Origin of the sequence: Nocardia nova NBRC 15556 (assembly GCF_001613005.1) — a bacterium.
Lineage (GTDB): Bacteria > Actinomycetota > Actinomycetes > Mycobacteriales > Mycobacteriaceae > Nocardia > Nocardia nova.
Genome location: NZ_BDBN01000009.1, coordinates 41867 through 67897 on the forward strand (window position 1 = coordinate 41867; position 26031 = coordinate 67897).

The 26031-nt window shown below is 67.1% G+C and carries 27 protein-coding genes, 1 tRNA gene and 1 other RNA gene; 19 read left to right on the top strand and 10 right to left on the bottom strand.

Annotation, left to right across the window (positions count from 1 at the left end; translation table 11 throughout):
• The first annotated feature begins 25 nt into the window (after window positions 1–25).
• Complete coding sequence (locus NN2_RS05235; protein WP_063010893.1) at window positions 26–523, top strand: nitroreductase family deazaflavin-dependent oxidoreductase; 498 nt, start codon at window positions 26–28, stop codon at window positions 521–523.
• 59 nt (window positions 524–582) lie between these two features.
• On the opposite strand, the gene NN2_RS05240 is transcribed toward NN2_RS05235, so the two are convergent.
• Window positions 583–670: transfer RNA gene (locus tag NN2_RS05240), tRNA-Ser, on the bottom strand.
• A 44-nt stretch (window positions 671–714) separates the two neighbouring features.
• Window positions 715–1686 (bottom strand): hypothetical protein, encoded by a 972-nt coding sequence (locus NN2_RS05245; protein ID WP_146098706.1) that lies wholly within the window; start codon window positions 1684–1686, stop codon window positions 715–717.
• A 107-nt stretch (window positions 1687–1793) separates the two neighbouring features.
• On the opposite strand from NN2_RS05245, the gene ffs reads away from it, so the two are divergent.
• Window positions 1794–1888: signal recognition particle sRNA small type (ffs, locus tag NN2_RS05250), an RNA gene on the top strand.
• Window positions 1889–2017: 129 nt separating this feature from the next.
• Window positions 2018–3304 carry an aspartate aminotransferase type Ic gene (locus tag NN2_RS05255; RefSeq protein ID WP_030516553.1) on the top strand — a complete coding sequence of 429 codons (1287 nt, stop codon included), beginning with the start codon at window positions 2018–2020 and terminating at the stop codon, window positions 3302–3304.
• A 99-nt stretch (window positions 3305–3403) separates the two neighbouring features.
• Here NN2_RS05255 and NN2_RS05260 read toward each other — a convergent pair whose 3' ends face one another.
• Entirely contained in the window at window positions 3404–4243 is an 840-nt protein-coding gene (locus NN2_RS05260; protein ID WP_063010897.1) for a methyltransferase domain-containing protein, read from the bottom strand.
• A gap of 140 nt (window positions 4244–4383) precedes the next feature.
• On the opposite strand from NN2_RS05260, the gene NN2_RS05265 reads away from it, so the two are divergent.
• Window positions 4384–4971: an HhH-GPD-type base excision DNA repair protein gene (locus NN2_RS05265; protein ID WP_030516551.1), complete on the top strand. Its 588-nt coding sequence runs from the start codon at window positions 4384–4386 to the stop codon at window positions 4969–4971.
• Between the two features lie 21 nt (window positions 4972–4992).
• On the opposite strand, the gene NN2_RS05270 is transcribed toward NN2_RS05265, so the two are convergent.
• Both NN2_RS05270 and NN2_RS05275 read right to left on the bottom strand, forming a co-directional pair.
• Window positions 4993–5748 (bottom strand): SDR family NAD(P)-dependent oxidoreductase, encoded by a 756-nt coding sequence (locus tag NN2_RS05270; protein WP_063010948.1) that lies wholly within the window; start codon window positions 5746–5748, stop codon window positions 4993–4995.
• A gap of 154 nt (window positions 5749–5902) precedes the next feature.
• The gene (locus NN2_RS05275; protein WP_063010949.1) at window positions 5903–7054 is read right to left on the bottom strand and encodes an LLM class flavin-dependent oxidoreductase; all 1152 of its coding nucleotides are present in this window, start codon (window positions 7052–7054) and stop codon (window positions 5903–5905) included.
• Between the two features lie 174 nt (window positions 7055–7228).
• On the opposite strand from NN2_RS05275, the gene NN2_RS05280 reads away from it, so the two are divergent.
• Together NN2_RS05280 and NN2_RS05285 are read left to right on the top strand one after the other, a co-directional pair.
• Window positions 7229–7924 carry a DUF8020 domain-containing protein gene (locus NN2_RS05280; RefSeq protein ID WP_030516548.1) on the top strand — a complete coding sequence of 232 codons (696 nt, stop codon included), beginning with the start codon at window positions 7229–7231 and terminating at the stop codon, window positions 7922–7924.
• A 234-nt stretch (window positions 7925–8158) separates the two neighbouring features.
• Entirely contained in the window at window positions 8159–8872 is a 714-nt protein-coding gene (locus NN2_RS05285; protein WP_104407186.1) for a DUF8020 domain-containing protein, read from the top strand.
• Between the two features lie 100 nt (window positions 8873–8972).
• Here the strand turns inward: NN2_RS05285 and bla are convergent, their stop codons facing one another.
• Window positions 8973–9923 (bottom strand): class A beta-lactamase, encoded by a 951-nt coding sequence (gene bla / locus NN2_RS05290; protein ID WP_063010950.1) that lies wholly within the window; start codon window positions 9921–9923, stop codon window positions 8973–8975.
• 127 nt (window positions 9924–10050) lie between these two features.
• On the opposite strand from bla, the gene NN2_RS05295 reads away from it, so the two are divergent.
• The 8 genes from NN2_RS05295 to NN2_RS05330 all read left to right on the top strand — a co-directional run bounded on the left by NN2_RS05295 (window position 10051) and on the right by NN2_RS05330 (window position 19160).
• Entirely contained in the window at window positions 10051–10947 is an 897-nt protein-coding gene (locus tag NN2_RS05295; protein ID WP_245007257.1) for a LysR family transcriptional regulator, read from the top strand.
• A 2-nt stretch (window positions 10948–10949) separates the two neighbouring features.
• Window positions 10950–11858: a serine hydrolase gene (locus tag NN2_RS05300; RefSeq protein ID WP_063010904.1), complete on the top strand. Its 909-nt coding sequence runs from the start codon at window positions 10950–10952 to the stop codon at window positions 11856–11858.
• A gap of 73 nt (window positions 11859–11931) precedes the next feature.
• Window positions 11932–13152, top strand: coding sequence for an acyl-CoA dehydrogenase family protein (locus NN2_RS05305; RefSeq protein WP_063010906.1), 1221 nt, complete (start codon window positions 11932–11934; stop codon window positions 13150–13152).
• Window positions 13149–14570 carry an LLM class flavin-dependent oxidoreductase gene (locus NN2_RS05310; protein ID WP_063010952.1) on the top strand — a complete coding sequence of 474 codons (1422 nt, stop codon included), beginning with the start codon at window positions 13149–13151 and terminating at the stop codon, window positions 14568–14570. Before NN2_RS05305 ends, NN2_RS05310 begins: the two co-directional genes overlap by 4 nt.
• An 80-nt stretch (window positions 14571–14650) precedes the next feature.
• On the top strand, window positions 14651–16030 hold the full coding sequence (locus NN2_RS05315; protein WP_063010908.1) for a styrene monooxygenase/indole monooxygenase family protein: 1380 nt from the start codon (window positions 14651–14653) through the stop codon (window positions 16028–16030).
• A 212-nt stretch (window positions 16031–16242) separates the two neighbouring features.
• Window positions 16243–17361: a dimethylsulfone monooxygenase SfnG gene (sfnG, locus tag NN2_RS05320; RefSeq protein ID WP_030516541.1), complete on the top strand. Its 1119-nt coding sequence runs from the start codon at window positions 16243–16245 to the stop codon at window positions 17359–17361.
• On the top strand, window positions 17358–18599 hold the full coding sequence (locus tag NN2_RS05325; protein WP_063010910.1) for an SfnB family sulfur acquisition oxidoreductase: 1242 nt from the start codon (window positions 17358–17360) through the stop codon (window positions 18597–18599). The genes sfnG and NN2_RS05325 overlap by 4 nt, the downstream gene beginning before the upstream one ends.
• A 36-nt stretch (window positions 18600–18635) precedes the next feature.
• A complete protein-coding gene (locus NN2_RS05330; protein WP_063010914.1) occupies window positions 18636–19160 on the top strand; it encodes a flavin reductase family protein in 525 nt (174 codons plus the stop codon).
• Here the strand turns inward: NN2_RS05330 and NN2_RS05335 are convergent.
• Together NN2_RS05335 and NN2_RS05340 are read right to left on the bottom strand one after the other, a co-directional pair.
• Window positions 19143–19814 (bottom strand): hypothetical protein, encoded by a 672-nt coding sequence (locus NN2_RS05335; RefSeq protein WP_063010916.1) that lies wholly within the window; start codon window positions 19812–19814, stop codon window positions 19143–19145. The two genes, NN2_RS05330 and NN2_RS05335, sit on opposite strands and share 18 nt — an antisense overlap.
• Window positions 19815–19920: 106 nt before the next feature.
• Window positions 19921–20541, bottom strand: coding sequence for a DUF8020 domain-containing protein (locus NN2_RS05340; protein ID WP_063010922.1), 621 nt, complete (start codon window positions 20539–20541; stop codon window positions 19921–19923).
• 302 nt (window positions 20542–20843) lie between these two features.
• Here NN2_RS05340 and NN2_RS05345 point away from each other — a divergent pair, with 302 nt between their 5' ends.
• Window positions 20844–21521 carry a hypothetical protein gene (locus NN2_RS05345; RefSeq protein ID WP_063010924.1) on the top strand — a complete coding sequence of 226 codons (678 nt, stop codon included), beginning with the start codon at window positions 20844–20846 and terminating at the stop codon, window positions 21519–21521.
• On the opposite strand, the gene NN2_RS05350 is transcribed toward NN2_RS05345, so the two are convergent.
• On the bottom strand, window positions 21515–22372 hold the full coding sequence (locus NN2_RS05350; RefSeq protein WP_063010926.1) for an SDR family oxidoreductase: 858 nt from the start codon (window positions 22370–22372) through the stop codon (window positions 21515–21517). The two genes, NN2_RS05345 and NN2_RS05350, sit on opposite strands and share 7 nt — an antisense overlap.
• A 160-nt stretch (window positions 22373–22532) precedes the next feature.
• Between NN2_RS05350 and NN2_RS05355 the strand changes: the two genes are divergently transcribed.
• The 4 genes from NN2_RS05355 to NN2_RS05370 are packed head-to-tail and all read left to right on the top strand — an operon-like array spanning window position 22533 to window position 25581.
• Window positions 22533–23060 (top strand): DUF3558 domain-containing protein, encoded by a 528-nt coding sequence (locus tag NN2_RS05355; RefSeq protein WP_227463158.1) that lies wholly within the window; start codon window positions 22533–22535, stop codon window positions 23058–23060.
• A 28-nt stretch (window positions 23061–23088) separates the two neighbouring features.
• Window positions 23089–23469 (top strand): hypothetical protein, encoded by a 381-nt coding sequence (locus NN2_RS05360; RefSeq protein WP_063010928.1) that lies wholly within the window; start codon window positions 23089–23091, stop codon window positions 23467–23469.
• A gap of 5 nt (window positions 23470–23474) precedes the next feature.
• A complete protein-coding gene (locus tag NN2_RS05365) occupies window positions 23475–24779 on the top strand; it encodes a hypothetical protein (RefSeq protein WP_063010929.1) in 1305 nt (434 codons plus the stop codon).
• A gap of 28 nt (window positions 24780–24807) precedes the next feature.
• The gene (locus tag NN2_RS05370; RefSeq protein ID WP_063010930.1) at window positions 24808–25581 is read left to right on the top strand and encodes an ESX secretion-associated protein EspG; all 774 of its coding nucleotides are present in this window, start codon (window positions 24808–24810) and stop codon (window positions 25579–25581) included.
• A gap of 81 nt (window positions 25582–25662) precedes the next feature.
• Here the strand turns inward: NN2_RS05370 and NN2_RS05375 are convergent, their stop codons facing one another.
• A complete protein-coding gene (locus tag NN2_RS05375; RefSeq protein ID WP_063010931.1) occupies window positions 25663–25974 on the bottom strand; it encodes a colicin immunity domain-containing protein in 312 nt (103 codons plus the stop codon).
• Between the last annotated feature and the right edge of the window lie 57 nt (window positions 25975–26031).

The window sequence follows — 26031 nt, forward strand, 5'->3', positions numbered from 1 at the left end:
GGAAGTACCGGAGAGAAGGAAGACCATGCCAGCCACGACGCCGCCCCGTCCGAAACAACTCGATTCCCCGCTGCTGCCCAAGATCTTCAAGATCGTGGGCCGTGCGCAGGTGTGGACCTATCGGCGCACCAGCGGCCGCATCGGCGGCAAGTGGCGCATCGGGGCCGGCTTCCGCAAACCGGTGCCGACCCTGCTGCTCGAACATCGCGGCCGGAAGTCGGGCGTGCTCTACACGACGCCGCTGCTCTACATCACCGACGGTCCGAATACGGTCATCGTCGCCTCACAGGGCGGCCTTCCCAAACATCCGCAGTGGTATCTCAATCTGCGCGCCGAGCCCGACACGCACATCCAGATCGGACGGGACCGCCGTCCGGTTCACGCCGTCACCGCCGACCCGCAGGAACGGGCCCGCCTGTGGCCGTTGCTCGTCGACGCCTATGCCGACTTCGACACCTATCAAGCGTGGACCGAACGCGAAATCCCCGTGGTCGTCCTGCGTCCCCGCCCGGACGGCCGCTGACGAGAAGTGCGACGGACGAAACAGAAACGCCCGCTACCACTGAGGTAGCGGGCGTTTCGTGGCGGAGGATAGGGGATTTGAACCCCTGAGGGCGTTAACCCAACCCGCGTTCCAGGCGAGCGCCATAGGCCACTAGGCGAATCCTCCGCAGAGGAATATACCGGGTGGACCCCCCGGAACAGCAAACCGGGCTATTTGTGCAGGCCGGCGAGGGCCTTCTTCAATTGCTCCTTGCAGGTGGTGCCGACGTCGGCGCTGTCGATGCTGCCCTCGGCCTGGATCCGCAGTTCCACTTTCACCGAGACGTTGGAGTCCAGGGCCGCGCAGGTGTAGTCGAGCGTCACGAAGCTCGAGTAGTTCTGCTGGTAGGCGGCGTAGTAGGCCTGGCTGCCGATGCCCGCGATATCGCCGGAGGTGCGGCCGCTGCCGGTGGTCTTGGTGTCGTAGTTCTTCCAGCTGTTGAACTGCGGATCGCTGTATTTGCTCTGGAAGTCGGCCTCGAGGTCGATATCGGAACCGTCGGTGCCGTACTTGCCGGCGCCGTCGTACCGGGCGCGGCAGGTCAGGTTGCCACCACCGAAGCTGGAGTCGGGTGCGCGTTCGGTGTGCTCGGGCGCGTCCTTGGGTGTGGGCGCCCACTTGCGCAGCACCGTGGCATCGATCAGCGAGCAGGCGTCGCTGACATTGGCCATCGAATAGTTGCCGTCGACACCCTTCTTGTCGCCGAGCGGTCCCTTACTTCCGCCCCCGCCACCGCCGGTGAGCGCGATCACGCCGATCACGATGCCGATCACCACGACCAGGCCGACCACGCCGCCGACGATCCACGGTGCGTTGTTCTTCTTGGGCGGCTGTGGATAGGCCGGCTGTTGCGCATAAGGCGGCGGGAACTGCTGCTGTGGATAACTCGGCACGGACGGTGGTGGCTGCTGTGCGTAGGGCTGCTGCGGGGCGCCACCGTGATAGGCGTCGAAACCCGCCCCCAGAACGGTCGGATCCGTGCCGGTCACCGGCCCGGGACGCCCACCCATGACGGTCGGATCGGTACCGGTGAGCGGCTGCTCCGGAGCCGCCGGCGTCGACCACCAGTGCACGGTTTCGTTGGGCGGATTGCCTTGCCCCGGATACTCGGGCCCACCGTGCGGTGGATTACTGCCTGTCACGTCTTTCCTCCGGTCCTGGCGCGGAAGCCCCCTCGAAAAATGTCGCAGGTGATCGTATCGACTCCGCCCGGATTCCACTCGAGTGGACAGTTGTGACTACACTGGCCGACGGATCCCGCGCGGCGCGCATCCTGTGAACTCCCCCAGGGCCGGAAGGCAGCAAGGGTCAACGGGCTCTGCCGGGTGCGCGGGGTCCCCTTTCTTTCCCGGGGGAAATATTCTTATCTGCCACGCGGCGCATCCGGCGAGTAACGTGGTCGGCTGGGTCGGCGCCAGAAGCGCACGATCCGTCCGTCAACCTGTTACCTCGCTGCTTGAAAGGCTGCTCAGGATGCCCCGGCAAACGCAGATCGGTTTGATGAGCCATGCGGAACTCGTATCGGAACACGAGACGCAGACCGCGAACTACGCGAAGCTCCAGACCGAGAAGCTCACGCTGGATCTGACGAGGGGTAAGCCCTCGCCGGAGCAACTCGACCTCTCCACCGGCCTGCTCGCCCTGCCGGGCGCCGACGACTACCGTGACGGCACCGGCACCGACTGCCGCAACTACGGCGGCCTGCACGGACTGCCGGAGCTGCGTGCGATCTTCGGTGAACTGCTGGGCATTCCGGTCGAGAACCTGCTCGCCGGCAACAACGCCAGCCTGGAGCTGATGCACGACGTGATCGTGTTCGCGATGCTGCACGGTACGGCCGACTCGCAGCGCCGCTGGGCCGACGAGCCGATCAAATTCCTGTGCCCGAGCCCGGGATACGATCGCCACTTCGGGATCACCGAATCGCTGGGCGTGCAGATGATTCCGATCGCCATCAACCATGACGGCCCGGACGTGCACGCCATCGCGGAGCTGGTCGCCGCCGACCCGCTGATCAAGGGTCTGTGGGCGGTCCCCAACTACTCCAACCCGACCGGCGTGAACTTTTCCGAAGAGGTTGTGCGCGAACTCGTTTCGATGCCCACCGCGGCGCCGGACTTCCGCCTGTTCTGGGACAACGCCTACGCGGTGCACCCGCTGACCGATACCGCCGCCCCGGTGTTCGACGTGCTCGGAATGGCGGCTGCGGCCGGAAACCCCAACCGACCCTTCGTGTTCGCCTCCACCTCGAAGATCACCTTCGCCGGTTCCGGAGTCAGTTTCTTCGGCTCGTCCACCGAGAACCTCACGTGGTACCTGAAGTACGCCGCCAAGAAGAGCATCGGCCCGGACAAGGTGAACCAGCTGCGTCACCTGCGCTTCTTCGGTGATGCCGAGGGTGTGCGCCGGCATATGCAGGCCCACCGTGCGGTGCTGGAGCCGAAATTCAAACTGGTGTTGCGCATTCTGGAGGATCGCCTGGGCGCCTCGAAGGTCGCCTCTTGGACCGAGCCCAAGGGCGGCTACTTCATCAGCCTGGATGTGGTCGAGGGCACGGCCGCGCGCGTGGTGGCGCTGGCCAAGGAGGCCGGCATCGCCCTGACGCCCGCCGGTTCGGCGTTCCCCTACGGAAAAGATCCGGAGGACAAGAACATTCGCATCGCCCCCAGCTTCCCGTCGCTCGCCGACCTGGAGAAGGCGATGGACGGTCTGGCGACCTGCGTCCTGCTCGCGGCGACCGAGAAGCTGCTGGAGAAGTAGGGGCGGCGCGACCCGCCACGGAGTCGGAAGACCGGTTCGCGAGCCCCTGTTCGGGGACCGCGAACCGGTCTTTGCCTCGCGTTGTCCGGTCGGAACCGGTTACTGCGGCTTGTGCGCCAGTACCGCGAACATCGTCACGGAGAGGTGGATGTCACCCGTGCGCGCGCCGGCTTCCAGTTCCGCCAGCAACTCCCGCCGCTGCGCCTCGGTGATCGCCCCGCGCGCCTCCGCCATCTCGGCGATGCGGGCCACCAGCGCACCCGCGCCGGCGCTCGCGTCCTGGACCAGCGCATGCGAGCCGATATCGTCGACGACCAGTCCGGCCCCGGAGAGCAGGCCCGGCAGCCGCCGTCCCGAGAACGGGTTGGTGGTGTTGGTGATCAGGGTCTCGATCACCTCGTGCACGACTCGCCGGTCGCCGGGGTGCACGATGGCGGTGCCCCAGTCACTGTCCATGACGACGACGCGGCCGCCCGGCTTCAGTACCCGGGCGATCTCGCGGGCGGCGCGCGCCGGGGCGGTCAAATGCTGAAAGACCCGCTCGCACAGCGCGACATCGAAGGTGTCACCGCCGAACGGCAGTCCGTAGGCATCACCGGGTACGAACCGGGCCGGCGAATTGTGCTGGGCGGCACGGCGTTCTGCCCCGGCCAGCAGATTCGGATCGGGTTCGACGCCGACCGCGTCACCGGTCGGGCCGACCGCGTCGGCGAAGACCAGCACCTCCGAGCCGGTGCCGGATCCGATGTCGACCGCACTTTCGCCCGGAGCGACGGCCAGGGCGTCGTGCGCCCAGCGGCGTAGTCCGCGAATTCCGGGAAGTGCAGCCTGCAGATCGTTGACGTCGATGAGTTGGTCGCGGCCCGCGCGATCGAAACGGTCCGGCCTCAGCCCTGAGGGCGAGGAATTGTCTGCCGAGGAGCTGTGTGTGGGCGCCATATCTTCCACCGTGGGTGTTGCCAAAGTGTCGGGCATGAAGATTCACCCTACGCGCGCAGAAAAGCTACGGGTGGGTAGGCATGTGAGTCCGGTCACGTCCGTCGGTAGGCGGAGATCCGGCCGTCTGCCATGATCGATACATGGTGAGCCGCAAAGTGTGCCTCGCGCAGGAACCGGAGGCGGACAAGCTGTTGTCGGAGGACGACTTCGCCCTCTTGACCGGGATGCTGCTGGATCAGCAGTTTCCCCTCGAACACGCTTTCCGCGGTCCGAAGAAGATCGCCGACCGCATGAACGGTTTCGATATCCACCGGATCGCCGAGGCCGATCCGGAGGAATTCGAGGAATTGGGCGCGACCCCGCCCGCCATTCACCGCTACGGCCGGTCGATGGCCCGGCGCACCCAGGAACTGGCCCGATACGTCGTCGAACACTACGACGGCACCACCTCCGAGATCTGGACCCGCGACGATCCCGACGGCAAGGAAGTGCTGCGCCGGCTGAAGGAGCTGCCCGGCTACGGGGACCAGAAGGCACGCATTTTCCTGGCGTTGCTCGGCAAACAACTCGGTGTGCGCCCGGCGGGGTGGGAGAAGGCGGCCGGCGCCTACTCGGAGCCGAATTCGCGCCGCTCCGCTGCCGATATCGTCGACAACGAGTCACTGCTCGAGGTGCGGGCCTTCAAGAAGCAGATGAAGGCCGCCGCGAAGGAAGCCAAGGCGAAATAGCCCGCGCCTGCGGCGATCCGGCTACTGCGCGGTGTAGCCGCCGTCGACCAGGTGGTAGCTCCCGGTGATGAACGTGGCCGCATCGCTGACCAGGAATGCGACCAGCCCCGCGACCTCCTCGGGTGTACCGAGCCTGCCCAGAGCGTGTTTCTGTGCCAGGAAGGCCTGTGTTTCCTCGTCGAGGTTGGCGCCGAGCAGCGGAGTGTGGATGAAGCCGGGCCCGACGGCGGTGACCCGCACGCCCTGGGCCGCGTATTCCAGGGCCGCGTTCTGGGTGAGGCCGAGCAGGCCGTGTTTGGCCGTCACGTACGCCGAGGAATTCGCGAATCCCACGCTGCCGAGGATCGACGCCATATTCACGATGGCGCCGCCGCCGGCCGCCGCGACCGCCGGAAGCTGTTCGTGCAGTGCGTAGAACACGCCGTCGAGGTTCACCGACAAGACCTTGCGCCAGCCCTCCAGCGAATAGTCGCCGATCAGCGCGCTCTCCCCGCTGATACCGGCATTGTTGACCGCGATCCGCAGCGGTCCGAGTTCAGCGGCCGCCGCGACGCTGCGCTGGACGGTCTCCGGATCGGAGGCGTCGCCGGCGAAGGCCGCCGCCTGTCCGCCCGCCCCGCGAATTTCCTCGACCACCGTATGCGCGTTGTCCTCGTCGAGATCGAACACCAGGACCGCGGCGCCGCTGCGCGCGAGTTCGTGCGCGACCGCACATCCGATCCCGGAACCGCCGCCACTGACTATTGCCGCACGGTTGCTTACGTCATAAACGGCCATGATCGACACCCTCTCCGAGACATCGGTTAGCTCATGTACGGGGTCCTGATCGCTCGACGCCGAGTGTAGCTACGAGTTAGCGGTTATGGGGCGGGTGGTGCCGAATCGGTGCTGTCCGCACCGCGGCCGTGCGTACGCCGGACTGCGCGCCCGGTCAGCTGCTGCTCGCCGCCGCGGTGGCGAAAGGCGTTGTGGTGACGCGGGTTTCGCGATGGGCGGGCGGCTGCCACAGTCCGCGACGCTGCAGGATCGGCAGGACTCCCTCACCGAACCAGTACGCCTCCTCCACATGCGGATAACCGGAGAGAATGAACTGCGTGATGCCGAGGCGGGAGTACTCGATCAGCCGCTCGGCCACCTCTTCGTGCGAGCCGACCAGCGCCGTTCCCGCGCCGCCGCGCACCAGTCCGACACCCGCCCACAGGTTGGGCGCGATCTCGAGCCGATCGGTGTTGCCGCCGTGCAGTTCCAGCATGCGCCGCTGGCCCTCGGATTCGCTCTGCGCCAGATTCGCCTGCACCCGTTCGATATCCGCCGGATCGACCGCCGACAGCAACCGGTCCGCCTCGGCCCAGGCCTGTTCGGAAGTGTCGCGGGAGATGACGTGGATGCGCAGGCCGTAGTCGAGAATCCGCCCCTGATCGACCGCGAGGCGGCGGATCCACTCCAGCTTCTTGCTCACCGCGAACAGCGGCTCGCCCCAGGTGAGATACGTGTCGGCATAGCGGGCGGCCACGGGTCCGGCGGCGGCCGAGGAGCCACCGAAGAACACCGGCGGAATCGGATCGGGCCGATTGTTCAGTTGCGCGTTGCGCACCTGCAGGTGCTTGCCCTCGAACGTCACCGGAGCACCGGACGCCCACAGCTCCCGCACGATGTGCAGGAATTCGCCGGTGCGCTCGTACCGCTGTTCCTTGTCCAGGAAGTCGCCGTAGGCCTGCTGTTCGTGCGGTTCGCCGCCGGTCACGACGTTGAGGAGCAGACGTCCCCGCGAATGCCGCTGGAATGTTCCGGCCATCTGCGCGGCGAGCGTGGGACTCACCACCCCGGGGCGGAACGCGACCAGGAATTTGAGGGTTTCGGTGGTCTCCACCAGCATCGCCGTCGTCAGCCAGGCGTCCTCACACCATGCCCCCGTCGGCGTCAGCACCGCCTCGAAGCCGTTCTCCTCCGCGGCACCCGCGATCTGATTCAGATAGCGCAGCGACGCCGGACGGTCGCCCGACATCGAGGTGCCGTGACCGCCCGCGACCAGATTGCGGGAATCGCCATAGGTGGGAAGAAACCAGTGGAACGAAAGGCTCATTTCGGACATGATGGCCGACGACCGGAAGTGAGTCACCGGTTGTAATCGGGCTGGTTCTTAATCTGGCCCATCCGCATCGAACGCCCGCAAACTCCACCGATGCCGTGTGTCTGTGCCGGACACGGCAACCTGTGCTGCCGCGTGCCGGCAGTCGGAAAGTCGAGGAATCAAGCAGTGAAGATGAGGAAATTCGCCGTGCTCACGGCGCTGGTCGCGACGACGTTGGGTGCGCTGGCGGGGACGGTTCAGGCCGCTCCGGCCGCCGACGACGGTGTGGTGAACTACCAGGCGAGGTCCACCGAGAACGCGGCCGTCATTTCGACCGATGCCGGGTCGATGGATGTCGAGGACGGCGTATTCAAGATCAAGGCCGCCGATGGGACCACCGTCGCCGGAACGCAATTGACGTTCCGGGTCGACGATTTCGAGTTCCCGATCGCCGCCGATATCTCCGGTCGTACCGCGACGCTGACTCCGCAATTCGATCTGCAGCATGCGGTCTACAAGCCGGTCGCGCTCCCGTTCGAGGACAGCGCGCCGTGGAAGACCCCGTATGAGCGCGAGGTCGCCGCCTTCACTCGTCTCAAGGACACCATCGCTACCGGCGCTGCCATCGGCACCGCGGCCGGTGGTATCGGCGGCGCGGTCATCGGCTGCATCGCCGGCGCTGCCCTCGGTGTCGTCGCCACCGGCGCGCTGGCCACCCTGTTCGGCCTCGGCCCGCTCGGCGGCTGTGTCGCGGGTGCCGCCGCCGTCGGCTTCCTGGGCGTGCTCGCCGGCCAGATCTTCGTGACCGCTCCGGTCGCCATCGCCGCCGTGATCCAGTACTTCTCCACCATCAACGAGCCGTTCAAGGCCCCGGCCAAATGAAGCGGTTACCGGCCCCACCCCTGAGCCGGTAATTATTTCAGCGGTCGAATTGAAGGACCCCCGCACTTTCGAGTGCGGGGGTTCTTTTTTAATTTGTGAGATTCGATTTATTTTTCCCTGTGGAGCTATTCGGATCGACCTGGTTATTAACCTCGTCGCTTTTTCGCATTCACCACAAACTGGATAAAGCCGATGCGGCCGAATGCAATGAGTGATGAGGGAAAAACAGTGAAGATGAGGAATTTTGCCGTGGTCGCGGCCACGGTGGCCGCCGCCGTCGGCGTGACGGCCGGCACCGTGAATGCCGCGCCCGACACGCCCGACGAAGGTGTCGTCAATTATCAGGCATCGACGAACGAGAAGTCGACGATCATATCCACCGACGCCGGTTCGCTGGATGTGGAAAATGGTGTCTTCAAGATCAAGGCCGCCAATGGGACGACTCTGGCCGGAACGCAATTGACGTTCCGGGTCGACGATTTCGAATTTCCGATCGCCGCCGATATCGCCGGTCGCACCGCCACCCTGACTCCGCAGTTCGATCTGCAGCACGCGGTCTACAAGCCGGTCGCGCTCCCGTTCGAGGACCAGGCGCCGTGGAAGACGCCCTATGACCGGGAAGTAGCGGCGTGGACCCGCCTGACCAGCACCATCACCGCGGGCGCCACGATCGGCACGCTGGTCGGTGGCATCACCGGCGGAGCCGTGGGCTGCTTGCTCGGCGGTATCGCGGGTGCGACCGTCGCCGCGGCCGCGATCGTCGGACTGTTCGGCGCCTTCCTGCCGGCGGCCGTGATCGGCTGCTTCGGCGGCATCATCGCGGTCGGTGCGCTGGGCACGCTGGCGGGCCAGTTGCTGGTCACCGCACCGGTGGCGATCCTGGCTGTCGCCCAGTACTTCACCACCGTCAATGCGCCGTTCAACCCTGCTCCGGCTCCGGCCAAGTAGGGCAGAGCGGTATCCCGCCGGGTGCCCCGGGTCGATCGGCACCGACCCGGGGTACTCGGTTCTCGCGAAACACCCTGTAGTACAGGGTGTTTCGGCACAATCAGCGTGGAACAGGGGTGCCGTCCAAGGTGGCGATCGCGATCGTGGCGGCACGGGCGATCGTCGCATTGTCGTATTCGGCGTCCGGCCGGTCGCGGGTGGACAGGATCGTCAGCACGATCGGCGCACGTCCCGGCGGCCACGCCACGGCGATGTCGTTGCGCGTTCCGTAGCTGCCCGCGCCGGTCTTGTCGCCGACCTGCCAGCCCGCCGGCACCCCGGCCCGGATCAGCGCACCGCCGGTGGTGTTGGCCCGCAGCAGTCCGGTGAGCACGTCGCGATCATCGGCGGCGACCGCCGGGTCGAGCACGTAGTGCCGCAGATCGGCGGCCAGCGCGCGCGGCGTACTGGTGTCGCGCTCGTCGCCGGGCAGGGCCTCGTTCAGCGTGGTCTCGGTGCGGTCCATCCGCGTGGTGGTATCGCCGATGGCGCGCAGCCGCTGCTGCAACCCCTGCGGGCCGCCGAGTTCGGCGAACATCAGATTGCCGGCGGTGTTGTCGCTGAACCGCACCGCGGCGTCCATGATCTCGCGCAGAGTCAGACCTTGGTCGACATGTTGTTCGGTGACCGGGGAATTGGGCAACAGATCGGCCCGGGTGTAGGTGATGCGACGGTCGAGTTCGGCGGGTGGGAGGGTGCTCAGCAGCGCTCCCGCGGCCAGCGCCTTGAACGTCGAGCAATACGGAAACCGCTCGTCCGAGCGATATTCCACGACCCGTCCGGTGCCGGTGTCGAGCGCGTATACGCCGAGCCGGCCGTGCAGGCGAGCCTCCAGATCGTGGAATTCGGCCAGCGATTCGGCGGCGAGTGGAACCGTCGATGTGGGCGCCGCGGTCGATACGGGCGCGCTCGATACGGGCGCGGCGCTTCGATCGGCACCGCAGGCGCTCAGCGGGATGAGCGTGGCAGCGGCCGCGAGCAGCACGGCCGAGCGGGTGAAGCGAGGGGGCATCATATGCGTTCCTTGTGGATGGATGGCTGTGAGCGCTCGCAGCAAGAGTGGCAGCCCTCGCGCATGCTGTCCAAGACACCTGTGGCGGTATCCATGCTGTTTCGGCATAGACTGCGCGATCGTGGACATGGTCGCCGCCTGCAAGGCGTTCGTCGCGGTGAGCGGGCTCGGTAGCTTCACCGCGGGTGCGGCCGCCGCGCAGATCCCGCAGTCGGTCGCGAGTCGCCGGATCGCGGCGCTGGAACGGCACTTCGGCGCGCGATTGCTCGAACGAACCTCGCGCACGGCCACATTGACCTCGTTCGGCCGCGATATGCTGCCGTCGGCGCGGCGGCTGGTCGAGGCCGCCGAGGCTCTGGCCGAACATGCCGAGCGGGCCCGGCAACGCCCGTTCCGGTTGGCTCTGCCCGCCACCTGCGGGCCGGTGCCGCTGGCCGCGCTGATCGCCGAATGCCGCGCCGCGCAACTTCGGCTCGAACCGGAGCCGGCCGATCCGGCGCGGCGCGCGGAACTCACCCGCACCCACGAGGTGCGTGCCGCGATCCTGGCTGTCCCCGCCGATCGCGGCGTCTGGCGCGTACCGCTGGGCCTGGCCGACACCACCGGCCCGCACAGCGCGCCGATCTTTCTGGAAACCCTTCGGGTACTCCGCCTTTCGGGAGGGCAACGTCGGCGCGGCGTATGGATACAGCCGGAGGACGATGTGCCGCACATCCGCGATCGGATCACCCGGCTGCGCGATTCGCTCGGCTTGCGCCCGGCTCAGGTGGAGGTCGCGCCGTCGCTGGTCACCGCGGTCGCCGAGGTACTCGACGGCACCGATCTGCTGTTGTGCTCGCCCGCCCAGGCCGCCGAACTGGGCCTGCACTGGCGGCCGATCGGGGAGGTGGAGCTCGCCCGGGGCTACGACATCGCGGCCGGATCGCGCGAGGACGCGGAACGCGTGCGCGCCCTGGGCGCCGAACCGATCGGCCGCTGTCTCGGCGTGCCGGACAACGACGTCGCACGCGACGAGCGGAGCTGAGCATGGGCGTTTCGACCGCACTGCGCCGCGCGCGCACGGAACTGCACGACGCCGGACTGGACGGCTCGATTCTGGTGCGCGATCTCGACACCGGCGACGAGCTGGGCCTCGACGCCGAACTGGAATTGCCGATCGCTTCGCTGGTGAAGGTGCCGCTCGTACTGGCGACGATGGAACGGGTGATGCGCGGCGAGATCGATCCGGCGGCTCCGATCCGGGTGCTGCCCGGCCGCAGCACGGTGGCCGGCCCGACCGGGTTGAGCAGATTTCGCCATCCGGCCACGGTCGCGGTCGAGGACCTGATGTATCTGAGCATCGCGATCAGCGACGGCGGGGCCACCGACGCCCTGTTCGAGCTGACTCCGCCCGCCGCGGTGACCGCCGAACTGCGGCGCCTGGGCCACGAGGGCATCGCGGTGCGGCATCTGGCCGACGATCTGGTGCGGACCCCGGCCGAGCAGTTCGCCCCGGCCGACGGTCATCTCGCCCATGCCCTGGCCATCGAGGCCGCCACGGCCGGACGCGGACATCCGGTGACGCAACTCGACATCAGCCATGCCAACACCGGCACCGCACGAGCGTTCGTCGATCTGCTCGCCGAAGTGTGGCGGCCGGCGCGGGCCCACCGCGACGCCGCCGCGAGAGTGCGAGAGTTCCTGTCGGGCAACCTGTTACGTCAACGCCTCGCCCCCGATTTCAGCTCCGACGCCACCCGCTGGTCGTCGAAGACCGGCACGCTGCTGAATCTGCGGCACGAGGCGGGCGTAGCCGAACACGCCGACGGGCAAACCCTGGCCGTCGCCGTGCTGACCCGTTCGCGGGTACCCGCCGTGGTGCAGCCCGGCGCGGAGGCCGCGATGGCCACCGCCGCGCGGATCCTCCACGACGAACTACGGATGCGCCCCTCCTGAGCATGTGACGGATAGTTATGTTCCCGCTGCGTGTAACGGGTGAGCGAATCGCGTTGCCGGGTCATCGTCGGGTATGGCCTCCACAGCACCGCAGCAGATCTCCGATCGCGACCTCGACGACATCTTCGGCCCCGTATTCGACCGCATCGCCGCCGGGGCGGTGGCGCGCGAGATCGATCGCCGCTTGGCCTACGAGGAGGTCGACTGGCTGCGGCAAGCCGGATTCGGGGCGCTCCGGGTGCCGGCCGAATACGGCGGCTTCGGCGTCAGCGTGCGACAGCTGTTCCGGCTGCTGATCGACCTCGCCGCCGCGGAATCCAATCTGCCGCAGGCACTTCGGGTGCACTTCTCGTTCGTCGAGGATCAGCTGCTGGCCGAGCCCGGTCCCGCGCGCGAGCACTGGCTGCGCGCGGCCGGCTCCGGTGTGCTGGTCGGTAACGCCATCACCGAACCGGGCGTCGGCGCGGTAGACCGCTACCGCACCCGGCTGACTCGTGGCACCGACAACGACTGGCTGCTGAACGGCACCAAGTACTACAGCACCGGTTCGCTGTACGCCGACCATATTCTGGTGGCGGCAGACCGTGACGGGGAACGGGTGTCGGTGCTGGTCGACGCGAATGCCGACGGTGTGCGCCAGAGCGACGACTGGGACGGTTTCGGGCAGCGGCTGACCGCCAGCGGCACAACGGAATTCAACGATGTGCGGATCCCCGAAGAGCGGGTGCTCGGCCCGGGTTACGGCGCGCCCGGCCGTACCTACGCCACCTCGTATCTGCAGTTGGTGCAGTTGGCGGTGCTGGCCGGTATCGCCCAGCGGGCGGAATCCGACGTTCGGGCCTGGGTCGCCGACCGCACCCGCAGCTACAGCCATTCGGTCGCCGATCTACCCCGCCACGACCCGCTGGTACAGCAGGTGATCGGGAAGCTGTCGGCCGCGGCGTTCGGAGCGCGAGCCAGTGTGCTGGCCGTGGCCGACCTGCTGGACGGCGTGCTGGCCGCCGGAGCACAGGACGAGGCCGCGCTGGACGCGGTCGAATTGGCCTCGGCCCAGGCGCAACTCGGTGTGATCGACACCGTCCTGACCGCCACCACCCAGCTGTTCGAGGTCGGTGGCGCCTCGATCACCTCCGAAGATCTGCGGCTGGACCGGCATTGGCGCAACGCCCGCACCATCTCGGTGCACAATCCCGCGGTTCAGAAGGCGCGAGCCATCGGTGACCACCTGCTCAACGGATCCGAACTCCCGTACGCGTGGAGCGCGGGCAGCCGCGAGGGTCGGGTGCGGCGATGACCCGGCGCATCCGTTTCAACGCCTTCGATATGAACTGTGTGGCGCACCAGTCCCCGGGGCTGTGGCGCCACCCCGAGGACCAGTCGCATCGCTACAAGGAGCTGAGCTACTGGACCGAATTGGCGAAACTGCTGGAACGCGGCCGTTTCGACGGTATCTTCATCGCCGACGTGCTGGGTATCTACGACGTGTACGGCGGTAACGACATCGCCGCGTTGCGGCAGGGCGCGCAGGTACCGGTCGCCGATCCGCTGCTGCTGGTTTCGGCGATGGCGGCGGTGACCGAGCATCTGGGGTTCGGCATCACGACCGGCACCGGGTTCGAGCATCCCTTCCCGTTCGCCCGGCGGCTGTCGACCCTGGACCATCTGACCAACGGCCGGTTGGGCTGGAACGTGGTCACCGGATATCTACCGTCGGCCGCCGCCAATATGGGTGAGTCCGAGCACCTCGACCACGACGAACGCTACAACCACGCCGACGAATATCTCGAGGTGCTGTACAAGCTCTGGGAAGGTTCCTGGGAGGACGACGCGGTCGTGCGCGACCGGGCGCAGGGCATCTACGTCGATCCGGCGAAGGTGCATCACATCGGGCACGCCGGAAAGCACTTCACGGTGCCGGGTATCCACCTGTCGGAGCCCTCGCCGCAGCGGACCCCGGTGATCTATCAGGCGGGCGCCTCACCCCGCGGCGTGGCCTTCGCCGCCGAGGCGATCTTCGTCGCCGCGCCGTCGAAACGAGTTCTGGCACAGACGGTTACCCGCATCCGCGATGCGCTGGAGGCGGCCGGTCGCGACCGCTGTGCCGCCCGGGTCTACGCGCTCGCCACCATCATCACCGACGCCACCGACGAAGCGGCGCAACGCAAATACGACGAATACCGCTCGTACGCGAGCGTCGAGGGCGGCCTGGTGTTCATGTCCGGCTGGATGGGCATCGACCTGTCCCGGTACGACCTCGACGACCCGATCGGCGAGGTGAACAGCAATGCGATCCTGTCCGCCGTGGCCGCGTTCCAGGAATTCGACGACGACGGCCGGGAATGGACCGTGCGGGATATCGCGGCCTGGGCCGGCATCGGCGGAATGGGGCCCGTATTCGTCGGATCGGGTACGTCGGTGGCGGACCGGCTCCAGGAATGGGTCGACGAGACCGATATCGACGGCTACAACCTGGCCTACGCGATCACCCCGGGAACATTCGAAGATATTGTGCGGCACGTGATTCCGGTTCTCACCGAGCGCGGCGCCTATCCGCGGGAGTATGTCCCGGGCACCCTGCGCAACGCGCTGTTCGGCGCGGGCGACCGGTTGCCGGACGACCATCGCGGCGCCCGCTACCGGCTCGGCGGGCCGGGTTCGACGGCGCTGCCGGACGAACAGGTGCGACCGCAGGCGGGCATCACGGCGACGTGACCGATCGGCGGTGCGGGTACATCGATTCCCGGTGATTGCAACTGTCAACGAAAGCGGCTGGCAAGCGAAGTATTTCGGCTATGACGAACCAGAATTCGAAACGCACCGCCGCCATCGTCGGCGCCGGCATCGCCGGTGTCACCGCCGCTCTCGGACTGCAACAAGCCGGGTTCGACGTCACGATCCACAGCGATCGCGACCAACGCGGTCTGCGTGACGACATCCCCGCCACCGGAACCGCGCTCATCTTCGGTGAGGCCCAGGCCGCCGAAACCGCCCTCGGACTCGACACCTACGTGAATCGGGCCCCGCAGCACACCGGACTCAGCGTGCGCATCGCGGGTCCCGGGCCGGAACGGCCCGAATTGATCGGATTCGACGGCGATTTCGACGGGTTCGTCGGCATCGCGGTCGACACCCGGCTCAAGGTCGACGAGCGACTGACAGCGTTCGTCGAGGCCGGTGGTCGCTTCGTGGTCGAGAAGGTGACTCCCGAGAGCCTGGACGCTATCGCCGCCGCGAACGATCTGGTACTGGTCGCGACCGGCAAGGCGGGTTTGGCGGAGCTGTTCCCGATCGACACCGAACGGACCGTCTACGACGCGCCGCAGCGCAGTCTGCTCACCGTCACCGTGACCGGATTGGGGTACGACCCCGAGGTTTTCGCGCACCGCAGCACGTCCGGCGGGCAGCACAGCGGATTCTCCATCTTCGCCGAGCAGGGCGAGGCGTGGTGGGGTCCGTATCTGCACAAGGACGCCGGGCCGAGCTGGGCCTTCCTCGGCTGGGCGCGGCCGGGCAGCGAATGGGAGAGCCGGTTCGCCGCCGCGGATTCCGCCGAGTCGGCGCACCGCATCGTGACCGAGCTCTACCGCGACTACATCGACTGGGATCTGCCGGAGGTGCTGGCCACCAAGGTGATCGCCGAGGACCCGCACTCCTGGCTGAAGGGCGCGGTGCGGCCGGTGGTTCGGCACGGTGTCGGCCGCACGGCGGGCGGGCACGTCGTGGCGGCGCTCGGGGACACCGCGGTCGCCTACGACCCGATCGCCGGCCAGGGCGCGCAGAGCGGACTCATTCAGGCGCAGCGGCTCGTCGCGGCCGCCTCCGCGCACGAGGGCCCCTTCGACGCCGAGTGGATCGAGGAGCAGTACACCGCGTTCCTGCTGGCCCGCTCCGATGCCGCCGCCAAGGTGACCCGCCTGTTCCTCGGCGATCCGGAGCTGGCCGAGATCGGCAACCGGTTCTTCGCCGCCGCGGCCGTCGACCAGCGCGTCGCCTCGGTGCTGGTGAGCACGCTGCACAAGCCACAACCCCTGCTGCAGATCAACTCGCTCGCCGACGCCGACGCGCTGCTCGAGCAGATCACCGGTGAGGGCGCCGACGAGCTGGTGGCGCGATTCCAGCCGGCGGGCCGGTTCGAACGCTCGCGGTACGGCTCGGCGGTCGCTCCGGCGTAACGGCGGGCCGTTGATCGGAGCACAGCGGCTGATCCGATCCTGAGGATTCAAACCCTCGTCCGGGCGGTTCGGCGGTGTTGAAGTGGAGGTGCGCCGGGTGCACGGTTGCCGCACTCGGCGCACTGACCACGGTTGTACCGACCACGGTTCGCGCACGAACATCCCGGCCGTCGGCGCGACCGGGTGCGGATGTCCCCATCACAGGAGTGTCGATGACCACCGAGAAGATCGCCGAGCAGACCCGGTTCGCCTACTGGGTGCCCAACGTCAGCGGCGGGCTGGTGACCAGCACGATCGATCAGCGCACCGGCTGGGATTTCGAATACAACAAGAAGCTGGCGCGCACGGCCGAGAACAACGGCTTCGACTACGCCCTCTCGCAGGTGCGCTACACCGCCTCCTACGGCGCGGAATACCAGCACGAGTCGACGTCGTTCAGCCTCGCGCTGCTGGGCGCCACCGAGCGGCTGAAGGTGATCGCGGCCGTGCACCCCGGGCTGTGGCATCCGGCGGTACTGGCGAAATTCGGGGTCACCGCCGACCATCTGTCCGGCGGACGCTTCGCGATCAACGTCGTATCCGGTTGGTTCGGCGGGGAATTCACCGCGCTCGGGGAGCCGTGGCTCGAGCACGACGAGCGGTACCGGCGCAGCGCAGAATTCCTCGAGGTCATCCGCAAGCTGTGGACCGAGGACGAGGTGAACTACGCCGGCGACTTCTACCGGATCCGCGACCTGACACTGAAGCCCAAGCCGCTCAACACGGCGGAGCGGCCGAATCCCGAACTCTTCCAGGGCGGTAACTCGACGGCCGCGCGACGCAACGGCGGCCGCTACGCCGACTGGTACTTCTCCAACGGCAAGGATTTCGACGGCGTCACCGAACAGATCGAGGATGTCCGGGCGGTCGCGCGCGAGCACAACCGTGAGGTCAAGTTCGGCCTGAACGGGTTCATCATCGCGCGCGACACCGAGGCCGAGGCCCGCGACACCCTGCGCGAGATCATCGAGAAGGCCAACCGGCCCGCCGTGGAGGGTTTCCGCGACGCGGTGCAGCAGGCCGGCGCTTCCACGCGCGACGGCAAGGGCATGTGGGCCGATTCCACCTACGAAGATCTGGTCCAGTACAACGACGGCTTCCGCACCCAGCTGATCGGCACTCCCGAGCAGATCGCCGAGCGGATCGTCGCCTACCGCGACCTGGGGGTCGACCTCATCCTCGCGGGCTTCCTGCACTTCCAGGAGGAGATCGAGTACTTCGGCGCCAAGGTGCTGCCGCTGGTCCGGGAGCTGGAGGCCCAGCGCGAACCCGAATTGGCGGCGAGTCGATGACTGCCGTCGCCGCCGCGCGGATCACCTCCGCCGCCCAGGCTCACGAGACGGCGGCACGTCTGGCCGCGCAATTCGCGGTCGATGCGGCCCGGCGCGACAGCGCCCGCGAGTTGCCGCATCGGGAACTGGACCAGCTCTCGGCCAGTGGGCTGCTGGCCGTCACCGTGCCGGCCGAATTCGGTGGTGCGGATCTGGCGCCCGCCCAGGTGGCGGAGATTTTCCGGCTGCTGGCGGCGGCGGACCCGAATATCGCGCAGATTCCGCACAGCCATTTCGTCTATCTGAATCTGTTGCGACTGGCGGGAACTCGCGCTCAGCGGGAACGCTATTTCGGACGGGTGCTCGCCGGCGCGCGGATAGCGAACGCGCAATCCGAGCGCAGCGGCGCGACCATCGCCGAAATCGGCACCACACTGCGTCCCGTCGACGGCGGATTGAGAATCGACGGAACCAAATTCTATTGTACGGGTTCGCTTTTCGCGGATCTGCTGGCCGTCCTGACCCGTCTGGACGATCCCGACGGGCGCAGCGGCCTGGACCCCGGCGAATACATCGCCTTCCTGCCCGCCGATACCGCGGGTGTGACGATCGTCGACGACTGGAACGGCATCGGCCAGCGCACGACGGGTAGCGGGACCGTGACACTCGAGGCGGTGCGGGTCACGGGTGACCAGCTGATCCCGCGGGCGGCGGCGGTGCGTGCCCCCACCGGTTACGGAGCCTTCGCGCAGTTGCTGCACGTCGCGATCGATGTGGGCATCGCCCGCGGCGCGCTGGACGCGGCTGCGGAGTTCGTGCGCACCGAGAGCCGTCCGTGGTTCGAGGCCGGGGTCGATCGGGCGAGTGAGGATCCGCTGGTGATCCAGCGCATCGGCGAGTTGGCGGTCACCGTGGCCGCCGCCGAGGCGACCTTCGAGGTGGCCGGGCGAGCCGTGGATCATGTTGTCACACAGACGAACAGCGGCGCACTCGACACCGAGACTGCCACCGCGCTCGCGGCGGAGGCGTCGATCGCGGTCGCCACCGCCAAGATCACCTCCGACCGCGCCGCGAACGAGGTGTCGGCCGCACTGTTCGAGGTGAGCGGAACCCGCAGTGCCGCAGCCGATCTGGGGTTGGACCGGTTCTGGCGCAACGCCCGCACGCATACGCTGCACGATCCGGTGCGGTGGAAGTACCAGCACATCGGGCGCGCGGTGCTCAACGGCACCACACCCCCGTTGCACGGCGTCATCTGAACAGACGTCCGCGAGTGAGTCGAGAAGTGGGTAACCATGTCTGATCTGAGCGAAATACCCTCCGACAGTGCGGGTTTGCGTCGTGCCTTCGCGCATTTCCCGAGCGGTGTGGTCGCGGTCTGCGCGGAATTCGACGGTGTTCCGGCCGGTTTGGTGGTGAGCACCTTCGTGCCCGTATCCCTGGATCCGCCGCTGGTGTCGTTCTGCGTGCAGGACAGCTCGACCACCTGGCCCAAACTGGTCGGCGTCCAGCGATTGGGTCTGAGTCTGCTCAGCGCCCACCAGGACGAGGCGGCGCAGCGAATGAGCAGCCGCAACGGTGACCGGTTCGGCGATGTCGAAGTGCATCGGGGAGCGGGCGGTTCTTTGTTCGTCGGCGGCGCGGCGGCCTGGCTGGAGGGCACGGTGCACACCCAGGTGTCGGCCGGCGACCATCAGGTCGTCCTGGTGCAGATCACCCGCCTGGCTACGCGCTCACAGCACGAACCGCTGGTCTTTCACGGCAGCCGATTCCGCCGCCTGCATCCCGGCGCCGATCCGGCCTCAGCCGAGGTCGCGTAACCCGTCCGGTCCCGGCCGCGAGGGCCGGAAACAGAGCCGCCGCCGCGGTCCGGGATCGGGAGCGGTGTGATCGAGCACCGCGGAGGCGAGCCCGCGCGCTCGCATGCCGGCGCGGTCCATGTCCTGGCTCAGCGCGTCCAGATGAATCAGCGTGTGCCGCAGCAGAATGGGGCCGATATCGGCCGGTTCGACGCAGGCGTCGTGATAGGCCCGCACCGCCCGCGGATCCTCGGTGAGCGCGGCGATGCCGCCCAGCCGCACCCGTTGCGTCAATCCGGTCCAGACCCGCTCGTCCTCCGCGTTGCGCAGATCCCGCCAGCCCCCGCGGTAATCCAGATCGCGGATGATCGCATCGGCCGGTTTGCCGGTCCTGGTCTCACCGACGACCGCCCAGAGCGCCAGCAGCCAACTCAGGGCCCAGAGAACGGTGTCCGGCTCGCGGCGGTACAGCGTGTGCAGATCCGACCACGCCTCGTACTGGGTGAGCAGATTGGCCCAGTCGAAGACCAGCGTCTCGACCTGGCGCAGCAGTGGAGCGGGCAGATCCTCGTCCGAGGGCCGCACGATCTCGACCGCGCGGCCGGAAACCGCATCGCGCAGTTCGACCATGTCGGTCTCGGCTGTCGCGACCCATCTATACGGTTCCCCGGCCATCCTTCGGATTGAGCCACGAATTCGCCGGGGGTGCAAGCAGAACGCCCGTGATGTCCGAAACCGGTGTCGCGGCGCGGCGCGGTCCGCCCCGCGACACCGGCCCGGATCAGGGCTGTCCGCTCACGACCGCGTTGACGGCGTCCAGGAACGGCTGGCCGCCCATCGCGTATCCGCCCGCGATGGCGCCGACCACCATGCCGATCGGCCCGGTGATGATGCTGAAGAAGCCCATCCCGAGGACGGCGCCGATCAGGCCGCCGAGCACGCCACCGGCCACCAGGCCGACGACGTTCTGATTGATTTCGTTGGTCAGCCGCGCCATCGAATTGATCGGCTGCATCTCGCCGATCTCGGTGGCGGTGGCCTTGGGCTCGAGCACGACCTTGTGCCCGTCGTCGCTGATGTGTTGCGCGACATGGACCGTGCTGCCGGCCATCCGGTACGTCAGCGGCACCGTGACGAGGTCGGCGCCGTTGTCGGACTTCAGGGCCACAGCGGTCGCGTCCTTGTCGACCTCGAATCGCCCGTGCTCGACGACGGCGGTCAGGACCCGCGAAAAGTCGTTGAGTACAGCGTGATAGGTGACTCCGCGGTCGGTTCCGGAGGTGGTGATCTCTTTGGCGGCGGCCGGTGGTGCGGCCGGGGGACTGGCGTTCACGGTTCCCGCGGTGATCCCGACCGTGGCCACCGCCAGGATCGAGGTTGCGGCGAACGTGCCGAACTTCATTCAGGATTCCTTCTCACGAGACTTCCGGCCGAACGGTCCGGACGAAAGCTGACAATAACGCGTCGAACGCTAATTGCCAGACTTGGTAATTCCGGAACCCGAACGGCGGCATTGTTGTGCGATCGTGATCAAGTAATTTAGTGAAAAAGAAACCTTTTTATTTTCGATGCGTCGGGCCCCCGCCGCCGCCTCGACGCGAACGCCCGGATGGTGTATGCATTTGCGAGGTCTGCAAATTCGCAAGTGTTCTTCGATCATCGTTCGGGGTGGTTCGAAGCGTTACCGCTCTGGAGGACGAGTACGTGTCGCGCCGACGTGTTCAAGCCGGTGTCACCCTGACGGGCTTCGTGATTGCCGCCGCGCTGTCGGCGGCATGTCTGATCGCCGCCGCGCTGTCGTTCACCGCCGGGCATCATTCGGACGAAACGCGTGCCGCGGCAGCGGTATCACCCACCACCACGGTCGCGCCCGTGGCCGCCGAGCCGCCCGCCCAGCCGACCGCCACCGGTGTCACCTCCTCGGCGTCGGACGAGCCGCTGGTGCTGAACAAGGGTGCCGATCAGAAGCATCCGGGCGAGACGGTGGCCGTCGGCGATTGCGTGGCCGCAGTGGTCGCCACGCCCGACGCCGGCGCTCCGGTGCAGAAAACCGCTTGCGCCGGTACGGATTCGCGCTACAAGGTCACCGCGAAGGCCGTCGCGGGCGCGCACTGCCCGGCCGATGCCGACCGCTCGGTGGCCGAGACGCTGCCCGGCGGTGCCACCGACACCCTCTGCCTCGACTTCAACTGGGTCACCGGCGCTTGCATGAATATCGCCGACGGCAGTCCCACTCCCGTCGACTGTGCCACCGCCGCCCCGGGCCGGGTGCGCGTGGTGGAAATCAAGAACGGCACCACCGACGTCAACAGCTGCTCCGACGGTGACCGCGGATTCGTCTACAACGAAAGGCGTTTCGTGGTCTGCGTGACGCACTACTGAGTGTCGCGCGCCGGTGCCGGCAGCAGTTTGCTGAACTCGCGGTTGGCAATTCGCGCCACCAGCTCGTACGGCCACGCGAACTTGCGAGCGAACCAGTAGCCGATGCGAATATCGGGCGAGGTGTGCACCAGGAAGCGGTTGTGCCGGACGCCGGAGATGATCCGGTCGGCGACCTTCTCCGGCGTCACCGCATGCCCCTCGAACAGTTTCACCATCCGCCGCACCCGCGGATCGTCTCGATCCACGCCGACGATCTGCACGGTGCCCACCAGCGGCGTGCGCACCGCCCCGGGCACCACCAGGCTCACGCCGATGTCGTGGCGCTCCAAGTCGAATCGCAGCACCTCCGACACTCCGCGCAGCCCGAACTTCGCGGCGCTGTAGGCCGCATGCCACGGCAGCGCGAGCAGCCCCGCGGCCGAGGACACGTTGACCAGGTGTCCGCCGCGCCCCGCCGCCACCATCGGCGGCACGAAGTTCTCGATGATGTGGATCGGGCCCATCAGATTCACATCGACCATCGACTTCCAGTGGCGGTGCTCGAGATTCTCGACCGTGCCCCAGGTGGCGATGCCGGCGATATTCATGACCACGTCGAGGCTGCCGTACTCGTCGTGCACCCGCTTCGCCCACGAGGTCACCGCCTCGTAATCGGAGACGTCGAGCACCTGCGCCTCCAGCACCTCACCCCCGCCGACGCGGATCCGCGCCGCCGTCTCGGCCAGCCCCTCGGCATCGATATCGGTCAGCACCAGCCGCATCCGCGCCGCGGCGGCAGCGACCGCGGTCGCCCGGCCGATCCCGCTGGCCGCGCCGGTGATCAGGCACTTCCGGCCGGTCAGATCTTTCATCGTGGTCTCCCCTTATTTACGAACACTGTTGTTCACAATAGAGGTTTTTCCTCGCGGCACCAGACACCCTAGGGGGCTTCTCGACCACCCCGCCCGTTTGAACCGGTTTGATAAAGTCGGCCGACCAGGTGCAAGCATGATCAACCGAAGGGGGCGGACGGTGGCTGCTCGCCGACTCGCGATAGTCCTGCTGGCGGCAGTTGTGCCGATTCTGGCCGCGTGCAACGACGGGAACGATGGGGGTAACGGATCCACGACCAGCGCTGCGGCGGTGAAGTTGTGGGATCCTTGTACGCAGATTCCGGATGATGTGTTGCGGAAGGCGGGGGTGGATCCCGCGACGAAGGAGAGCGGGATCGCGGGGGTGCATCAGAGCGGGTGGGAGATCTGTAACTGGAAGGGGAAGCAGTACACCGTCAACGTGCTCTCCGGTAAGCGTTCCCTGCAGGAGATCCAGAACAAAGAGGGCAACGTCGACTTTCAGGACGTGGTACTTGCCGGACGGAAGGGACAGCAATACCGGGTCGAGGGTGCATCGAAGAACGACACCTGCGACGCCGTTTTCGCTGCTCAACAGGGGATCGTCGAAATTGTGATCACCAACAGTCTCATCGTCGACAATCCTGGTGATCCGTGCGCCACACTGCACCACGTCGGCGAACTGCTCGTCCCTCTGATGCCGGAGTAAGTGTCGAACCAGAAGGGGAGGAACAGACATGGCCGGTGAAGTAGAGACTTGGAAGAAGTTCGCCGAGCAAGCGCGCGGAGGCGAGCTGTATCTGGATGACGAAGCCGTTGCTCGTGAGTGCCTCGCGGCGTGCGACACACGGCTGACAGAGCTTCAAAGCCTGTTCAACGTTGCGCAACTGACTCAGCGGGTCTCCGGTTTCGGCGACTTCGACATGGGCCACGCCCTCGAAGGCGGCTACCTGAAACAGGCTACCGGCGAACCGAATTCGATCGACCAGGTCATCAAGGACCACATGGAAACCGTCAAGAACATGCGCGAGGTGATGGCACAGTCCGTCAAGCACCTCACCGGCCAGGACGTCGCCGCCGCCGGACAGATCGCAGCCACCGACACAGCGGGCAGGTAGTCGTCATGAGTTTTCTGCCGGAGGGGTTCAGCTCGTTCGTCGGTGAGGTCCTGACGAACTGGACGCAGGGGCGAGATCCCTCGCATATCCAGAATCCGTATGAGCTGCAGGGCGAATTCAACACCACCCGCGACAGCGTCCGAAACGACGCTCGCGCAATCGGTTTCGAGGGTGATTTCCGCACGCCGTCGGTGCAGACCACCGACAACTTCGAACGACACGACCTCGCGACCTTGCGGGAGAAGGTCGACAAGATCGACCTCGAGGCGGTCAACAACCTGAAGGATGCCTGGAACAAGATCGGCACCCAGGAAACCACCTCGTTGACGACGTTTCAGCAGGCCATGGGCAAAGCCACCAACGAGGGCATCTGGCGTGGCCAGTCGCGCAATGCCGCCGCGAAGGCGGTGACGGACTACACCTCGCAGGCGTCCAAGGTCGCCAAAGCCGCAGCGCTGACCAGTAACAAGTTGTCGGAGCTGGCTACGGGCCTGGCGCCGACGAAAACCTTGGTGCCGCATGTGCCGGGCCATCGGTCCGGAGTCAGCAACGCGGTGAATCTCGTGGTGGGGAAGGGCTGGCGAGACGATGTCACGGCCTACAACAATGCGTATACCGAGGCCAAGCGGGTATTGACCACGGTTTACGCCCCGGTCGTCCACGAAAGCGACACCGGCGTCCCGGTCATTCCGAAACCGAACACGCAGGATCCGGCCGGGCCGGGCGACCAGCCGCCGCCGTCCTCGTGGCGCCCAGGCGGTAACGGTCCGGGACCATCCGGTCCCGGCGGCACGCACGACACGAATCAGCCCAAGCCGGGTGATCAGAATCAGAACGGCCAAGGTTCGAATTCGCAGACATCGCAATCGAATCCGTCGGGGAACGGCCAAACGGACGGCTCGCAGAACGCCGGTGATCAGGCTCGTACCGATCCCTCGTCGGCGACGACTCCTTCCGGCCTCGACCCGAGCTCGCTCGGTTCCTCGGGTTCGTCCCTGCCGGGCGGCAGCGGCAGCGGTCTCGGCGGTGGCCTCGGTGGAACCAACGGCCCGAACGGACACGGCAGCAGTGTGCCCGGGGGAGTCCAGCCCGGCGCTCTGGCGGGGGCCGGGGGACGCGCGACGGCCTCGGCGGCTCGCGCCGGCGCCAGCGGTATGCCCGGGATGGGCGGTGCTGGACGCGGTAAGGGCGACAAGGAAGAAGAACGCACCAAGAGCGTCGCCGACTACTTGATCAACCAGGAGAACGGTGACGAGTTGACCGGCATCCCGGATCTTCCGAAGACCGTTCCTCCGGTCATCGGGGAGTAGTGGCGGTCGTGGGCAGGAGGGCGGGGCGATGAGTGACAGAAAATGGCGGTTCGATGCGGCCGAATTCCGTGTGCTGTGGGACGCGACAGGGCGCGATGTGCTGCCGTACCCACTGGCACACCGGTTCACCGCCGAGCCGACGCTGGAGGATGTGAACCGGACGCGGCAGCGCATCGCGCAAGTCCTGCTGCCGCAATTGGACGAGGACCTGGACCGCGCAATCCGAGTGCTGTTCGATCCCGAGGTCCGCGTCGAGATCGCGGGGTTCCGCGGGCGCGGCCGTGAACACCGAATCCGCGTCCACGCCGCCGTGCGTGATCGCCACGGCGTGATCGCGGTGCAGGAACCGGGACCGGAGGATACGGTCGGCGGGGCGGTACACCTCTCCTTTCTCGAATCCGATCGGGTCGCCGCCGCGGTGATCGCGGAATTGCCCGAATGCGCTGAGGGACAAGGCAAACCGCTGAACATTCCGGTCGAAGACCTGGAAACTTCCGCAGCTCACGTCCGTGATCCGTGGGTCGTCGGCCCGAAGGAACAACTGGCGCGCTTCCTGAAACGCCCGACCACCGCGAACTTCCACATCGCGGCCTATCCGTGGGGCAGCCCCGACAATCGGCATACGCAGGGCCGCAAGGACTTTCAGATCACGGATTTCGTGGACGACGGTCGGTACGCGATCTTCGGCGACCGCATCCTGCGCATCAAGCCGACCGATTCCAGGCGGATGACCGCACAGGTGCGGGACATGATCACCCGCACCACCACGGAGGTGCGCGACGGAGTGCACCCGCGGCCCTGAGCTGCGCTTTCACTCGTCGCGCCATTTGTGGGCATGGGCGAGGCCCGACGTCCGGGATCGAGGCACTCGGAGAAACGCTGTTCAGAGCATGCGTAACCCATGCAGAACGTCCTGCACGTCCCTGGCCAGGGCGGCATCTGTGAGATCGCCGTACTCGCGCTGAGCGGGATCGATGGCGTACTCCTCGAGAGCGTAGAGCACGCGGTTCAGCAGCCGGTCGAAAGGCTCTCGCACTCGCTCCCCGGCTTGAAGAGAATCCCGCCGCGCCCCCAACCACGCCCGCGCAAACTCGGACGCCGGAACCGCGCCCGCAATGAACAACTCCATCAAGGTCAACTGCGCCGCGACGCCACTGCCCGCCGCCACATCGGACGGCCGCGCCCAAACCTTCATCCGGCGTACGCCAGTCCTATTCGTTGGGGCTCGCTCTGATAGTTGGACGTCTCAGAT

Excerpts from the sequence above, each read along its gene's own strand:
- NN2_RS05235 (WP_063010893.1), top strand. The coding sequence starts at position 26 with ATGCCAGCCACGACGCCGCCCCGTCCGAAACAACTCGATTCCCCGCTG.
- NN2_RS05255 (WP_030516553.1), top strand. The coding sequence starts at position 2,018 with ATGCCCCGGCAAACGCAGATCGGTTTGATGAGCCATGCGGAACTCGTA.
- NN2_RS05260 (WP_063010897.1), bottom strand. The coding sequence starts at position 4,243 with ATGGCGCCCACACACAGCTCCTCGGCAGACAATTCCTCGCCCTCAGGG.
- NN2_RS05265 (WP_030516551.1), top strand. The coding sequence starts at position 4,384 with ATGGTGAGCCGCAAAGTGTGCCTCGCGCAGGAACCGGAGGCGGACAAG.
- NN2_RS05270 (WP_063010948.1), bottom strand. The coding sequence starts at position 5,748 with ATGGCCGTTTATGACGTAAGCAACCGTGCGGCAATAGTCAGTGGCGGC.
- NN2_RS05275 (WP_063010949.1), bottom strand. The coding sequence starts at position 7,054 with ATGAGCCTTTCGTTCCACTGGTTTCTTCCCACCTATGGCGATTCCCGC.
- NN2_RS05285 (WP_104407186.1), top strand. The coding sequence starts at position 8,159 with ATGAGGAATTTTGCCGTGGTCGCGGCCACGGTGGCCGCCGCCGTCGGC.
- bla (WP_063010950.1), bottom strand. The coding sequence starts at position 9,923 with ATGCCCCCTCGCTTCACCCGCTCGGCCGTGCTGCTCGCGGCCGCTGCC.
- NN2_RS05295 (WP_245007257.1), top strand. The coding sequence starts at position 10,051 with ATGGTCGCCGCCTGCAAGGCGTTCGTCGCGGTGAGCGGGCTCGGTAGC.
- NN2_RS05300 (WP_063010904.1), top strand. The coding sequence starts at position 10,950 with ATGGGCGTTTCGACCGCACTGCGCCGCGCGCGCACGGAACTGCACGAC.
- NN2_RS05305 (WP_063010906.1), top strand. The coding sequence starts at position 11,932 with ATGGCCTCCACAGCACCGCAGCAGATCTCCGATCGCGACCTCGACGAC.
- NN2_RS05310 (WP_063010952.1), top strand. The coding sequence starts at position 13,149 with ATGACCCGGCGCATCCGTTTCAACGCCTTCGATATGAACTGTGTGGCG.
- NN2_RS05315 (WP_063010908.1), top strand. The coding sequence starts at position 14,651 with ATGACGAACCAGAATTCGAAACGCACCGCCGCCATCGTCGGCGCCGGC.
- sfnG (WP_030516541.1), top strand. The coding sequence starts at position 16,243 with ATGACCACCGAGAAGATCGCCGAGCAGACCCGGTTCGCCTACTGGGTG.
- NN2_RS05325 (WP_063010910.1), top strand. The coding sequence starts at position 17,358 with ATGACTGCCGTCGCCGCCGCGCGGATCACCTCCGCCGCCCAGGCTCAC.
- NN2_RS05330 (WP_063010914.1), top strand. The coding sequence starts at position 18,636 with ATGTCTGATCTGAGCGAAATACCCTCCGACAGTGCGGGTTTGCGTCGT.
- NN2_RS05335 (WP_063010916.1), bottom strand. The coding sequence starts at position 19,814 with ATGGCCGGGGAACCGTATAGATGGGTCGCGACAGCCGAGACCGACATG.
- NN2_RS05340 (WP_063010922.1), bottom strand. The coding sequence starts at position 20,541 with ATGAAGTTCGGCACGTTCGCCGCAACCTCGATCCTGGCGGTGGCCACG.
- NN2_RS05350 (WP_063010926.1), bottom strand. The coding sequence starts at position 22,372 with ATGAAAGATCTGACCGGCCGGAAGTGCCTGATCACCGGCGCGGCCAGC.
- NN2_RS05360 (WP_063010928.1), top strand. The coding sequence starts at position 23,089 with ATGGCCGGTGAAGTAGAGACTTGGAAGAAGTTCGCCGAGCAAGCGCGC.
- NN2_RS05365 (WP_063010929.1), top strand. The coding sequence starts at position 23,475 with ATGAGTTTTCTGCCGGAGGGGTTCAGCTCGTTCGTCGGTGAGGTCCTG.
- NN2_RS05370 (WP_063010930.1), top strand. The coding sequence starts at position 24,808 with ATGAGTGACAGAAAATGGCGGTTCGATGCGGCCGAATTCCGTGTGCTG.
- NN2_RS05375 (WP_063010931.1), bottom strand. The coding sequence starts at position 25,974 with ATGAAGGTTTGGGCGCGGCCGTCCGATGTGGCGGCGGGCAGTGGCGTC.